Source organism: Frankia sp. BMG5.60 (assembly GCF_059428125.1).
The window spans coordinates 7,342,768-7,356,787 of the sequence record NZ_CM182091.1; the positions used below are offsets into that span (position 1 = coordinate 7,342,768).

Annotated in this window: 9 protein-coding genes; 6 read left to right on the forward strand and 3 right to left on the reverse strand. The window is 73.8% G+C overall.

The window, feature by feature from the left end; genetic code table 11:
• The first annotated feature begins 1 nt into the window (after position 1).
• Together AC5R91_RS30105 and AC5R91_RS30110 are read left to right on the forward strand one after the other, a co-directional pair.
• A complete protein-coding gene (locus AC5R91_RS30105; protein ID WP_495394665.1) occupies positions 2 to 850 on the forward strand; it encodes an enoyl-CoA hydratase/isomerase family protein in 849 nt (282 codons plus the stop codon).
• Between the two features lie 306 nt (positions 851 to 1,156).
• Complete coding sequence (locus AC5R91_RS30110) at positions 1,157 to 3,115, forward strand: ABC transporter ATP-binding protein (protein WP_495394666.1); 1,959 nt, start codon at positions 1,157 to 1,159, stop codon at positions 3,113 to 3,115.
• A gap of 75 nt (positions 3,116 to 3,190) precedes the next feature.
• Here the strand turns inward: AC5R91_RS30110 and AC5R91_RS30115 are convergent, their stop codons facing one another.
• Positions 3,191 to 3,370: a hypothetical protein gene (locus AC5R91_RS30115; protein ID WP_495394667.1), complete on the reverse strand. Its 180-nt coding sequence runs from the start codon at positions 3,368 to 3,370 to the stop codon at positions 3,191 to 3,193.
• Positions 3,371 to 3,641: 271 nt separating this feature from the next.
• Here AC5R91_RS30115 and pyk point away from each other — a divergent pair, with 271 nt between their 5' ends.
• The 3 genes from pyk (at position 3,642) to AC5R91_RS30130 (ending at position 9,853) form a co-directional block, all read left to right on the forward strand.
• A complete protein-coding gene (gene pyk, locus AC5R91_RS30120; protein WP_495394668.1) occupies positions 3,642 to 5,057 on the forward strand; it encodes a pyruvate kinase in 1,416 nt (471 codons plus the stop codon).
• Between the two features lie 2,719 nt (positions 5,058 to 7,776).
• The gene (locus AC5R91_RS30125) at positions 7,777 to 8,874 is read left to right on the forward strand and encodes a hypothetical protein (RefSeq protein WP_495394669.1); all 1,098 of its coding nucleotides are present in this window, start codon (positions 7,777 to 7,779) and stop codon (positions 8,872 to 8,874) included.
• 583 nt (positions 8,875 to 9,457) lie between these two features.
• Positions 9,458 to 9,853, forward strand: coding sequence for a hypothetical protein (locus AC5R91_RS30130; protein ID WP_495394670.1), 396 nt, complete (start codon positions 9,458 to 9,460; stop codon positions 9,851 to 9,853).
• Between the two features lie 434 nt (positions 9,854 to 10,287).
• Here the strand turns inward: AC5R91_RS30130 and AC5R91_RS30135 are convergent, their stop codons facing one another.
• A complete protein-coding gene (locus AC5R91_RS30135) occupies positions 10,288 to 10,968 on the reverse strand; it encodes a response regulator transcription factor (protein ID WP_495394671.1) in 681 nt (226 codons plus the stop codon).
• A gap of 213 nt (positions 10,969 to 11,181) precedes the next feature.
• Positions 11,182 to 12,318, reverse strand: coding sequence for a DUF5685 family protein (locus AC5R91_RS30140; RefSeq protein WP_495394672.1), 1,137 nt, complete (start codon positions 12,316 to 12,318; stop codon positions 11,182 to 11,184).
• A gap of 271 nt (positions 12,319 to 12,589) precedes the next feature.
• Here AC5R91_RS30140 and AC5R91_RS30145 point away from each other — a divergent pair, with 271 nt between their 5' ends.
• On the forward strand, positions 12,590 to 14,005 hold the full coding sequence (locus tag AC5R91_RS30145; RefSeq protein ID WP_495394673.1) for an HNH endonuclease signature motif containing protein: 1,416 nt from the start codon (positions 12,590 to 12,592) through the stop codon (positions 14,003 to 14,005).
• The last annotated feature ends 15 nt before the right edge of the window (positions 14,006 to 14,020 follow it).

The window sequence follows — 14,020 nt, forward strand, 5'->3', positions numbered from 1 at the left end:
CATGGCGGTGCCGGCCGCCGCCGTATCGGCGGCGGCCGGACTGCGGGTGGAGGTCGTCGGGCCCGTCGCGACCATCTGGCTGTCCGGATCCGGTGATCCCGGGTCCCTGGGGGGCCTCGGCTCCGCCCTTGATGACGCCCAGCGGAGAATGGGCGGCGACGTCCGGGTCGCCGTCCTCCGCGTGGGCGGTCAGGTTCCGCCGGCCGCGGACACCGCGGTGGGTCCGCCGGGCGGGGCCAGGAGCGCACCATTCCCACCGTCGCCCGCGCGAGCGGATCCGGCCTCCCTGATCGGGGGGTACCGGGTCTGGCGGGAGGCGCTCGAACGGCTGACCATGCGAGCCGACCTCATCAGCATCGCCGCGGTGGCGGAAGTCACCGAGGACGTGGGCACCGCCCTCGCCGTCGCCTGCGACCTACGGATCTTCGCCGCCGATGCGGGGCTGCGCCCCGTCTGGGCGCGCGGCGGCCTGCTGCCCGGGGCGGGTGCGCTGACTCGGCTGGCCGACCTCATCGGCTGGTCTCGTGCCCTCGACCTGTGCCTGACCGGGGGGCAGCCGCTCGGTGCGGCCGAGGCGGCCCGTCTCGGGCTGGCCCAGCGGCTGGTACCCCGCCCGCGCCTGGACGACGAGGTCGACACGGTGGTCGCGGGCCTGCTCGCCGCGTCCCGTACCGTCACCGCCGAGGTCAAGGCGCTCCTGCGCGGCACCCGGCCGGCCGGCCGATCCGCGGTCCCGACGCGGGCCGCGGCCGCCGCCGACCATCGCGATCTTCCCGACGCCGAGGGTGAGGCCTGGGCGCGTACGCTTTTCGACCTGCTGGACGCCTCGCGGGGCATCGCCGCGGGCTGATCCGGCCCGGGGCCGGCTCCCGCTCGTGGGCCGCGCCCCGACTGAGGCGGCCTGAGGCCCGCCCTGGCCGGCACCGGCTCGGCCGCGGCCGCGGCCGCCCTGGTCGCGGGCCCGCCGCGAGATCGCCGCCGTCAGGGCCCACCGCCGTCAGGGCGGCTGTCAGGGCCCACCGGTGTCAGGGCGGCTGTCAGGGCCCACCGCTGTCAGGGCCCACCGGTGTCCGAGCTCGCCGCCGGTCGGCGGGAATTACCGCGAACGACGTCTGCTTACTTGCTTACAGTGCAAGCAGTGTGCGTAGGAGGCGTGATGAGACCGGGTTCGGACAGTGGGGCCTTCATGCGATCCGTCACCCGGGACCGCGCGGCGGCCAGGAGCTCGCTGCGGCCGGGGACGCTGCGCCGCATCGCGGCCTTCGCGCGGCCCTGGCGTGGCCATCTGGTCTGGTTTCTCCTACTCATCGCGGTCAGCGCCGCGCTCGGCGCGGTCGTCCCGCTGATCCTCAAGGAGATCATCGACGACGGGATCGGGCGTCACCGGGTGGGCTACGTCGAGGTGCTGGCGGCGGTCGTCGCCGCGCTGGCCTTCCTCGACGCCGGCCTGTCCCTCGCCCAGCGCTGGTTCTCGGCCCGTATCGGCGAGGGCCTGATCTACGAGATGCGCAGCCAGATCTTCCGGCACGTACAACGCCAACCGCTGGCGTTCTTCACCCGTACCCAGACCGGGGCGCTCACCAGCCGGTTGAACAACGACGTGCTCGGCGCGCAGTCAGCGTTCACCAACACGCTGTCCTCAGTGCTGTCGAATGTGCTCTCGGCCGGGTTCGTGCTCGCCGCGATGCTCGTACTGTCATGGCAGATCACTATTGTGTCACTGGTGTTACTACCGGTTTTCATCTTTCCCGCTCGCGCGTTCGCGCCGCGGCTCGCCCGGTTGACCAGGGAACGGTACGGACTGAACGCGGACATGAACAACACCATGACCGAGCGATTTAACGTGTCGGGCGCGATGCTGGCCCAGCTCTACGGGTCTCCGGAACGTGAGGAGGTCAACTTCCGCGGCCAGGCCCGGCGGGTACGAGACATCGGGGTCACCCAGGCCATGTACGGCCGAATATTCTTCGTCTCGCTCAGCCTCGTCGCATCGCTGGCGACCGCGATCGTCTACGGTTTCGGCGGCCGTCTCGCGGCCCGGGGAGATCTCGAGGTCGGCACCCTGGTCGCGCTCACCGCGTATCTCGGCCGGCTCTACGGGCCGCTCACCCAGTTGTCGAACGTGCATGTCGACGTCATGACCGCACTCGTGTCGTTCGAGCGCGTCTTCGAGGTTCTCGACCTCGAACCGGCGATCGTCGACCGGCCCGATGCCGTCGATCTGCCGGCGGGCACGGCGGCCGTCGAGTTCGATCACGTCGGATTCCGATACCCCGCCGCGGACGAGGTTTCCCTGGCCTCCCTGGAATCCGTCGCGGTCCTCGACACCAGGATCCCCGCGCCGGTGCTGCACGACTTCACCTTCCGGGCGGATCCCGGTCAGATGATCGCGCTGGTCGGACCGTCCGGTGCCGGTAAGACGACGATCAGCCAACTGATCCCGCGGATGTACGACGTCCGGTCCGGCGTGGTCCGGGTCGGTGGGCATGACGTGCGCGACCTGAGCCTGCAGTCGCTGCGCTCCGCGGTAGGCGTGGTCACCCAGGACGCCCACCTGTTTCACGACACGGTGCGGGCCAACCTGACCTTCGCCCGGCCGGACGCCACCGACGAGCAGATGTGGTCCGCGCTGGACGCCGCCCGGATCGGGGAGCTGGTGCGCGCGCTGCCGGACGGGCTGGACACCGTCGTCGGCGACCGCGGGCACCGGCTGTCCGGCGGGGAGAAGCAGCGGCTGGCGATCGCCCGGCTGCTGCTGCGTGCGCCGGGCATCGTCGTGCTGGACGAGGCGACCGCGCACCTCGACAGTGAGTCCGAGGCGGCGGTGCAACAGGCGCTGAGCGCCGCGCTGGCCGGCCGCACCTCGCTGGTGATCGCGCACCGGCTGTCCACCGTGCGGGAGGCCGACCGCATCCTCGTCGTCGACGGCGGCCGCATCGTGCAGAGCGGCACCCACGACGAGTTGCTGGCGCGCGGCGGCCTGTACGCCGAGCTGTACCGGACCCAGTTCCGCCCCGCCGCGGACTCCCCGGACTCCCCAGAGCCCACGGAGGTTGGGGAGCCCACAGAGCCCACAGAGCCTGCGGCCGACCCCGCGGCCGCGGTCCCCGCCTGAGTCGCCCCGGGGCCCCGGCCGCGCCGCAGACGCGGTCACCGCCGTTCGGGGGAGGCGTCGGGGTAACCCGTTCGGTCAGGTACCGGGTTCCACCGAACGTGGCGGTGCTGAGGCGAGCGCGGTGGGCCGTGCGGGCGCCGGCCCGGGAAGCGGATCCGCCTCGGCGGGGCCGGGTTCGGGTGCGGTGGTGACCTCGACCACGGCGATGTCGATGTCACCGGACGGCTGGCGGTGAATAGCGGGATTTCGATTCATGCCCGACTCCGGGGGTGCTCGACCGTGTCATACCGACTTCCGCGTCCGGGTGGAGCGGCTCCCAGGAACGTCGGCACCCTTGCCGTCTTTCCCGTATCACGCGCGCCGACGGACGGGGGTGGCGCGGGGGACGAGACGGACGGTACGCCGCCGGGCGACCACGCGCAGCATGTACCTGATCGACCTGATCTGACTACTGCCGGGAGCGCGACGCGCGTCTCTCGGCGGCCCCCGTGTGCAATGACCGACGATCAGTACTTAGGCTTTGTCTGTGCCACGTAGAGCCAAGATTGTTTGTACCCTCGGCCCGGCCACCAGCTCGCCAGAGAAGGTCCGGGCCCTCGTCGACGCCGGAATGGACATTGCCCGCCTAAACTTCTCCCACGGAACACACGAACAGCACGCCGTCACCTACGCCCGGGTGCGGGAGGCGGCCGAGGCCGCTGAGCGCAGCGTCGGCATCCTCGCCGACCTGCAGGGCCCGAAGATCCGCCTCGGCACCTTCGCCGACGGCGGCGTCACCCTGCTGCCGGGCCAGCGCTTCACCGTCACCATCCGGGACGTGCCCGGAGACCAGCACCAGGTCGGCACCACCTACTCCGGCCTGCCCGCGGACGTCTCGGCCGGGGACCGCATCCTGGTCGACGACGGCCGCCTCGTCCTGCAGATCGACGGCGTCACCGACACCGACGTCCACACCACCGTCGTCATCGGCGGTCCGGTCAGCGACCACAAGGGGATGAACATCCCCGGGGCCGCGCTCACCGTGCCGGCGCTGAGCGAGAAGGACGCCGACGACCTGCGCTACGCCCTCGAGCTCGGGGTCGACATGATCGCGCTGTCCTTCGTGCGCAGCGCCGCCGACGCCAAGGCCGTGCACGCGATCATGGACGAGGTCGGCACCCGGGTCCCGGTCCACGCCAAGATCGAGAAGCCGCAGGCGGTCGCCGCCCTCGACGGCATCATCGAGGCGTTCGACGGCCTGATGATCGCCCGTGGCGACCTCGGCGTCGAGCTGCCCCTCGAGGACGTGCCGCTGGTGCAGAAGCGGGCCGTCAGCCAGGCCCGGGAGCGGGCGAAGCCCGTGATCGTCGCCACCCAGGTGCTCGAGTCCATGGTCAGCGCGCCGAGGCCGACCCGCGCCGAGGCCAGCGACTGCGCGAACGCGGTCCTCGACGGTGCCGACGCGATCATGCTCTCGGCCGAGACGAGCGTCGGGGCGTACCCGATCGAGTCGGTGTCCACCATGGCGCGGATCATCGAGACCGCCGAGGCTGACCTCGGACGGATCCCGCCGCTGCGCACCGAGCCACGGACCCTCGGCGGGGCGATCGCCCAGGCGGCAGCCTCCGTCGGGCACGCTGTCGGCGCCCGCTACCTCGTCGCCCACACCCTCAGCGGCGACACGGCCCGACGTCTGGCCCGGTACCGCAGCGAGGTCCCGGTGCTGGCCTTCACCCCGATCCCCGCCGTGCGCAACCAGATGGCGCTGTTCTGGGGGGTGGAGACCTTCCTCGTGCCGTTCGCGGAGAACACCGACGAGATGGTCCGCCAGGTCGACTCCGCCCTGCTCCAGATCGGCCGCTGCCGGCCCGGTGAGCTCGTGGTCGTCGTCGCCGGAACCCCGCCCGGCGTGGCCGGCATGACCAACACGATGCGGGTCCACCGCATCGGCGAGGCGGTCTGACGGCCGCCCCGTGCAGGCGCGACGACGCGACGTCGCGTCGTGTCGTTCTCCACCCGACTTCACCTGACTTCACCTGACCTGACCCCACCTGACGCCTGACCGGCGGGCGGTTGCCGCGGGGCCCCACCCGCGCCGACCGGCGGTCGGGCGCCCCGCCACCTCGAGCGGACGCCGACCCCCAGACCACCGCACCTCCCTCGCCCGGATGCGGTGGTGGGCCCGGCGTCCGCGCCCGCCCTGCCCCCACGGCGACGGAGTAGGAGACGCGTCCGCGGTCCTTGGACCTCCCACGCGTAACCGGATGGAGTCCCGCGCGGGCTCCTGTCACCTCGGTTGCGGGCGACGACCCCGCCGTGCAGCGATCCGCCGTGCCCGTCCGACAGACGCCCGGCGGCTGTCATGATGATGCCGGCCGCGTCCCAACCCGCCGACCGGGATCGCGGCGGGCCCCGCCGATGCGGGTCCGATCGGATCGGGCGGCAGCCTGTCGGGCAAGGGCGCAAGGTCAGGGAGTGGTTGCATGGTCGAGCAGGGGAGCGGGCCGGACGATCAGGCACCCGCGGGCACGCCGGCGGCCGAGCCCGGCCCGCCCGGCCACGGGTCGCAGTCCCACCCTGACCAGTCTCCGTCCGCCCGGCAGGCCCGGCAGTCCCAGTCCGCCGGGCAGCCCCGCTCCGCCGATCAGTCGCAGTCCGCCGATCAGTCTCGGTCCGCGGGCCAGTCTCGATCCGCTGCGGCCGCCGACCACCCGGGCGCCGGCGCCTCGGCTTCCCGTACCCCGCCTCGTGCCGCGCCCGCGAGCCGAGCCGTCTCCGGATCACCCGCCCGTCCCGCCTCGCCCGCCGGCGCCCGCGCCTCCGCCGCCGGCGGCTTGCCCCATCCGCCGGACAACGCGCGCGCGGCAAGCGCCTCCTCGACCGCCGCTCCGCCCGGACAAACTGGTTCGGGGGCCTCACCTGGTTCGGCGGGGTCGTCGGGTGCGGCCGGGTCGTCTGGTTCGGCGGCGTCGTCGGGTGCGGCCGGGCCTCCTGGCAGCCGGTCCGGCGCTGGTGGCGGGCCCGGCGCGTCCCGTCCCCCGGGGGCGGCCGCGCGACCCGCCGAGGGCGACCGTGGCCCGATCCGTCCGCCGCTCGCCCCAAGCCGGTCCCAGCCCACCGGTGCCTCGCCGGCGCGACAGGATCCGTCCTCCGTTCGCGACAACCGCGGGCCGGGCGGAGGCCCCGTCCGCGAGACACCCGACCCCGTCGCGCGCGGGGGGCGGCCGGCGGGAGGCCCCCCCGGCCAGGGCCGGGCCGGCCTTCCGCCGGACGCTGCGGGGCAGCCGTCGGGGAGCGTCGGCGCACGTCCGAGCGCCGCCGCCGGCACGCCACCGGGCGGATCTGCCGGTGAGCGCCCGACCGCTCGGCCCGCCGCGCCGCGTCCGGCCTCCGGGCAGCCCACCACCCGAGTGGCGCCCGCGGCCGGACCGTGGCCCGGGCGGTCATCGGTCCCGCCGAGCGGGGTCGCGGCCGGTGGGGCTGACGGGCGTGGCGCCGGCGGTGGGCGTCAGGGCGCTGCCGGTGGCGTCGGCGCCGCCGGCGGTGCTGGTGCTGTCGGCGGTGCTGGTGCCTCCGACGACGCTGGGGGTGCTGGCGCTGGGAGTGCCTTCGGCGGCGGGCGCGAGGACGCGGGTGCCGGATCCCGCCCACCAGCGCGCCCGTCGGGGGCGGCTGGGGCGTCGTCGGGTGCATCCGATGTCGCGGCCGGGCTGTCCGGCGCGCCCACGTCGTCCGGGGCTCCCGGCAGGGCATCGTCGCCGGGGTCGGCGACCCGTATTGGCCGGGCCGACGCAGGCGGCGCGGCCGGACCAGCGGGAAACGGCGCGGCCGAACCGGCAGGAAGCGCGGTCGACGGATCTCGGGCGCGGTCGGCGACCACGGGGCAGGGCGGCTCGGCCGACAACCGCGCGCCGGACAGGTCGTCGTCCGCCGCCGGCGCTGCTCCGCGGCCGCAGGGCGCCGGCGACCGGGCCCCGAAGCCGTCGCGCGTCGACCGGGTCGACCGGGAGGTGGACCGGGACCTCCCTGCGCCACCCCCCGCGCCTGGCCGGTCCGCTCCGGGCGCGTCGCCGGGATCCGCCGCGGGGACACGGGCGCCGGCCCCGCCGGCCCCCCCAGCCGGCTCTCGAGCTGGCCGGCCGGGGCTCGGCCCAGCACCCGCGCCAGGCCGAAACCAGTCGCCGCGCCCCGCCGATCAGCAGCCGTGGACGCCGCAGATCCGACCGGCCGCCGGCCAGCAGGCCGCCCCGCCCCCCACTGCCGCCCCGCCGCCGCATCCCGCCGCCGCCGTGGGGGGAGACCCGGGGCGGTCGAACGTCGTCGCGCCGGCACCGCCCGTGCCGCCGGCACCGCCCGTGCCGCCGGCACCGCCCGCGCCGTCGGCGAGGACCGATCTCGCTTCGCCCGCCGCAGCCCCGTCATCGCCGCCTCAGTCCGCCTCCGCACCGGCGGACGCCGCACCTCGGCCCACGTGGTTCGAGCGCGAGGCGCCACGATCGCCCGTCCGGTCCGTCGACGCGGGGACGGGCCGGCCGTCCGGGGAACGCGACGTCGCAGATCGCCAGTCGGCCGGCCGGGCGGACGGACTGTCCCGAGGCCGCGGGCCCGATCAGAGCCCGGCCGCTCCCCGGGTCCCTGATCCGCTGCCTAGGCGCAAGGGCGAACGCGGCGGTGAGCTGCCCGTGGCGCGGCCGCCCGCCGTCTCGGCCCGTGCCGGCGCCCCCGACGCCGTCCGGCCCGGCCGCCAGGGCACTCCGGAACCACAACGCGCACCCGCCCGCGGCACCGGCGACGCGACTGAACCGGCAGCCGGAAGCGCTGGCGGGAGTGCCGCCGGCAGCCGTGCCGGCGGCGGCACGGCCCGGCTGCCGACCGCACACTCGGCGCTCGACCCGCCGACCATGCGCTTCGGGCTGCGTCGAGATCGCGGGAGTAATGATCACGGCGAGGCCGCGAGGCGGCTCGCGGCGACCGACGACGGCTGGCGTCTCGCGGATCCGGGGCAGCACACGGAGCCGGACGTGTCCGAGGCGATTGAGGCGTTTGACGCGTCCGGGGTCTTGGATGGCGGCCGCGCCGGCTCCGTCGCGCCGTCCCACCTACACGATCACGACTCGGCGCCTGGGCCGGGCGTGATGCCGCAGCACGAGGTGCCCCGGCCTGGCGAACCCGCCGACGCGGACCGGCTATCCGCGGGTGCCGTCCGCGGCGCCGTTCGGGAACGGGGGCAGCGGCCCAGTCCGGTGGGCCCGGCGCCGCGCGTCGGCGAATCGCCGGAACGGCTCGGGGCGGCCGGCCAGGCCGCGACCGGGTCCGTGACGGCGCCGGCCCGGACACGATCGGCGGCCGCGCTGGTCATGGTCGTCGGCGCGGTGGGCTGCGTCATCGGCTGCGTCCTTCCCTGGAGCAAGATGTCCAGCGCGGACGAGACTCGCACCTTCAACGGCATCGTCGTCGGAGACGGCCGGCTGGTCCTCGTCCTGGCCGTCATCCTGGGGGTCGTGGGTGCGACGCGGCTCGTGCGCCGGCCGATCGGCAGTGGTGCGGCAGATGTCCTGGTCGCCCGCGTGATCGCGATCCTGATCGTGGTGATCGCCGGGCTCGATCGGGCCTACGGACCGCCGACACTCGCGTCCTTTCGGGCCATCTCGGCGGACGTGATCTCCATCCATCCGCAGAACGGGATCATGTTCACGCTCGGGTCCGGCATCCTCGCCCTGATCGGCGCGGTACTGCTGCAGCGGCGCACGGCACCGGCCGGAGACGGCACACGACGGTGACCCGCCCGGTTTGGGTGGTTCTGTCTCGTGACCATGCGGGCGGCTTCCACGCGTGATACGACCGTGCGGGGCGGTCGTCAGACCCCTCCCCGGGTGTCGGACGGTGGTGGCGTGGGTGACCGGTCAACAGCAGAGTCCGTGGGCCCGCCCGGGGGGTGGCGGTTCACCTGTGGCTGCCGGGGGCGGCACCCGGGGCGACGCGGGGGACGGCGGGACGCCACTACCCGCGGCCGGCCCACGTCCGCCCGGGGATGACGACCGTGCGGCTACTGTCGCTGCGGAGCTGCGGGCGTGGCGGGCACGGGCTGCGGCGACGGCTGATCCCGCCTGGTCCCGGGCGGGATCCGGCACGGTCTCCCTGGCGGCGCCCCAGACCGGCGCGGCGGCTGGCGGCGCCGCGCCGACCCTGCGGTCATCGCCCACAGCGTCCCACGCACACCCTTGGGACCTGCCCTCGGCGGTCGCTGCGTCTGCGCCGGCGTCGACGCCGACGGCGGGCCCGGCCGAGCGCTCGTGGTCGCACCGGTTCGCGTCCCACTGCGCCTGGCTACCCGGGCCGCTGGCCGTCTGCGCCGGCGTCGCTGTGATCATCGCGTCGGGGATGCGGTGGGCGACGGTGCGGGCCTACGGGTTCGTGGAGTTCACCGTGCGGGGGACCGATCCCGACCAGCATGGGAGGTTGACGGTGCTACTCGGCATCCTCGCCGTGGTCGCGGGCCTTCTCCTCGCCGCCGGACGCAGGGAGTGGGGGCGCATGCTCGCCACCATGACGGGGCTCATGATCCTGCTGACCGCGTCGGTCGACCTCGTCCAGCTTTACCGGGGAGGTCCGTTCGTCGACAGCGGGCTGCGCACGGCGACCACGGTCGGCCCTGGATTGTGGGTGATTGCCTGTTGTGGTTTTGTTGTTTTCTTGGCCGGCATGGTTGCGCGATTGGGGCCGCGGCCCGCAGCCCGCGGCGGCGAGTCGCGGCGTTGAGTGGCGGCCGACGCCTCGTCCTGATCTCAGGGCTGGCGGTGGCCCGATCGTGGGGCGTGTGACCCCCAACGGGGGGACGCCCGGTTCGGTGGATTTGGGGTCATGACGGCAACCGCGCCATCAGACATGATGAACGAGGTCAAGGGCACACGGGGGGAGCAACGCGGCTCGGTCGGGGGACGTGCCGGAGATGTTCCGTACTTGACCGGATTGCGCGCCCTCACGCCACGCGGGGGGTGGCGCGAGGGCGCGCACCGGATACGGGGATTCGGTGTGTGCCGGGGTGGTGGGCGCTGACATGGGGGTGTCGGCGCCCACTGCGCTTTTTTGAGGCCCGCTGCGCTTTTTCGAGCCGGTCGGAGTCTGATCGGGTTCGGACGTGGCGGGCGAGCGCCGCCCCACGGTTGGCTGGTTCCAGCGGTCGGACGCCTCGGTCAGGCCATCCCCTCGGCACGGCGGTCGAGATGACCATCCTCGATCGCTCGCTTGAACAGGTCGACCTTTGTCGCCGCGTCTCGGCCGACCCGTCGGTACTTCTGGCGGACCCGGTCGATGTACTGCTTGGCGGTCTCCGGGGAGACGTTCATCTTCCGTGCCACCGTCTTCAGCGGCATCCCGGTGGCATACAGGCGCAGCGCCTCGATCTCCTTCGGGGACAGGACCGGCTTGTCGGGAGAGTCGTCGGTGAGGAGTAGGAAGGCAAGCTGTGGAGAGATCCATCCGGTGCCGGCGGCGGCCGCCCGGATCGCGGTTGCCAGGTCCTCGACGTCGTCGGTCTTCGGAACGAAGCCCGAGGCACCGGCGCGCATCGCGTCCCGGACGGTGGCCGGCGCCGCCGCGGCGCTGAACACCACCACGGCCCGTTCGTCGGAGAGTAGCCGCCGGAGGTTGTCCGGGGGTTCGGTGCCGTCACCCAGGTCGAGATCGAGCAGGACCACCTGTGCGTGTCGCCCGGGCCCAGCGAGCAGCGCGTCGAGGGAACAAGCCGTGTCGATCAGGTCGAAGTCCTTGACGTCGTGCAGCAGGTCTGCGAGGCCGCGCAGCACGATCGGATGATCGTCGACCGCCGCAACCGTGATGATGTCGGAAACCGTCGTGTCGTCCTCTGCGTTCATGGTGGTCCAGTCGTTCTCCCGGACTTGCGGCCATGACAGACCTCGACACGGCCGTACGGGCGTCGGTGCCCGCCAGTGGGGACGTGGGGGCGTCCCCGGTCGCGAGGAGCGTCGGGGACTCCGCTCGCGCGACGTCCACCATTTCAGCAGATCCCTACCGGACGTCACGACCAGGTTCCGCCTTGCGCAACCAGGTCGAAACATCGGGATATCTCAGCAGTTACAGTCGCAACCGACGCAGTCGCACTCCGCGCACTCGCCGCAGGACTCGCAGCAGTCGCAGCAGTCGCAGCACCGGCTGCACAGACCCTCCTTTCGCCGCCCGTCCATCGGCGACGTGTAATCGCCGCACATCTGGCAGGTCAGGAACATGCCAGCGGTGACCAGGCAGGCCGAGCCCGTCCGCCGGCGGTGTGGCGGCCGGCCGTCGGGACGACCGTCCGGCCGCTGGCCGGGGCGCCCCGGCCCAGGCGGCGGCCCGGCGGACGCGAAGGCCCGGTCGACGGCATGGCCGAGCCCGTCGCCGAAGAGGAGACGGGCAAGCCGGGCATCGACCGTGTCGGTGAACCGAACCTCGGCCAACGCATGCCGCAGGTCCCGCCGGCTGTCCTCGCACAGGCGGCGGGCCTCGGCCGGGCTGGTTCCCGTCGCCGTCAGCGGGTTCCACGATCCCGACCGGGCGTCGTCGGTCTGATCGGTGACGGCGTCGAGCAGATGGACGACGCGACCGAAGTGTCGCCCCACCGCCGCGAGGGGCGCGCGGTTGTCGTCGCACCCGGCCACGACGGCGGTGTGCGCCAGGACGGCGGAAACCGCGCTCTCGGTCGGGGCCAGCGCCTCCAACAGCGCCGCCCCGCCCCGCGCGCTGGCGCCCTCACGGGCGCGTTGCTCCGCCGCCGCGCGTTCCAGCAGGGCGACACCGAGCCCGACCCCGGAGCCGGTGCGCCCGGCGGCTGCGACGGCCCGGTCGGCCACCCGCTGCGCGATCGCGGCCGCAGGGCGGCGGCGCAGGAGACCGTCGCCGTCCGCAATGTGGTCACCTACGGCGGTCGCGCCGGCGGCGAGGGACACTGCGGCCGCCAGCCGCGGGCCCGCCTCGGTGGATGCCGCCACCTCGATCCGGCGCATCGCGCGGAACGGACACGGCCTGGCCCTGCGGCGCTCTGCCGGCGCGCCGGCCTGCGCGGCGACGAGCACCGACACGAGAACCGCGTCCACGTTCGTGGCTAACCGGGCCCACTGACCGTGATGGTCGCGCAGTGTCAGGCACAGCCCGCAGAGATGTGACATCCACGCCGCGTGCAGGTCGTCGGACAACTGGCGCCGGCAGGGGCGAACCACTCCGAACATCGTCGCACCCTCTCAGAAGGGCGGGCGGCGGTACGTGCACGCGGCCAGGGCCGCCGTGTCTGCTTCGCGACTGGGCAGCCGCTGGCGCGGGACTCCGGAGCGAGGCGGGTTGTCCGTCCTGGGGTCGGCACGGCGGCGGAGAGATCGTTCTCATGCGGATGACGATAGCGTACGATCGAACAAGAGTTCGAAACTGGAGCGAGCTCCCCTATCCCACCGGAAGCCGGGTGGGGCGGTGTCCACATGTCGTCGAGGAAGCGATGGTGCGACGATGCCAGCAGAGCAGTCAGGTGACCGTGACGCGGGGCGGCCAGCCGTCGGTCAAGGGGAGGCCGAGGCGCAGACCCCGCCCGGCCACGGTGCGATGCGCGTGTTCGATCGGGTCGTTGGCGAGCTGAGTGCGGACGAATGTCTGCGTTTCGATGTCCGGCTCGAACGCCAGATTGCGCGGCTGCAGGCAGAGCAGCTCGCCGTGCGGGCACGGTTCGCCGAGCACCGTCCGCGCCTGGAAGGCGAGCCGGACGAGCGGCGGTTCAGTGAGTTCGCGGGCGAGGAGCTTGCGGCCGAGCTCGGAGTCGCACCCGCTCTCGGCAGCCGCAAGCTCATGTTGGCGGTCGAGGTGTGCACCCGGCTGCCGGCGAGTCTGCATGCCCTGCACGAGGGCGACGTCGACCTGCTGCGGGTGGAGAGCCTCGCCCGCCAGACCGCGGCGCTGAGCGCCGCGCAGGCCGGAGCGGTCGAGCAGGCCGCCCTCGAGCAGGGAGGCCGGGCCAGCCATGCGGCTTTCCGCGCCGCGGTGCGGCGCCGGGTGTTCAAGGTCGATCCGCAGGGGGCGAATCGCCGTCATCGCCATGCGGTGCGGGGGCGCTGCGTGCGGATCACCGACGGCGAGGACGGCATGGGCACGCTGCGGGCACTGCTCTCCGCTGAGCGAATGGTCGCGGTGTACCACCGAATCGATGTGTTTGCCCGCCTTGCGGGTGCCGATCCGGAGGAGAGGCGCACGCTGGACGAGCGCCGGGCCGATGTCCTCTATGACCTGTTGATGGGGCTTGATCGGCATAGCGTTCGCCCCGAGGTGCAGGTCGTGGTGCCGATCACCACCCTGATGGGGCGCTCGGACGAGCCGGGCGAGCTCGCCGGATACGGCCCGATCCCGGCGGAGCTGGCCCGTGAGCTCGCCGCCGACTCGCAGTCGACCTGGCGGCGGATACTTACCGATCCGCAGGACGGCCAGGTCGTCGAGGTCGGGGACCGGCGTTTTCCCTCTCCCGGCCTTGCGCGGGTCGTGCGTGCGAGGAACCGCCACTGCATCTTCCCAGGCTGCGGCAAGCCCGCGGTCAACTGCGAGATCGACCATACGAAACCGCACGCCGAAGGCGGCCGTACGGAGGAACGGAACCTCGGTCCAGTCTGCGCCCGGCACCACCACCTCAAGCACGCCGAGAGCCGCCGTCGACGCCGGACCCGGCGCAGGCACGCCGACGGTGCTGGACCGGCCCGGCCGCCGTCGGAGCCCGCCGCCCGCGGCCGTGCCGAGCCCCCCGCCGCCGACTGGAAGTGCGAGCAGCCGACGCCCGGCGTCTTCCTCTGGACCAGTCCGGAGGGACGGACCTACCGAGTGCTGCCAGAGCCCTATCTGGACGTTACGCCCCCCGCCGGGCAGGCCACGCCGGGTGCCGCCTGAGGCGGGCAGGTCCGT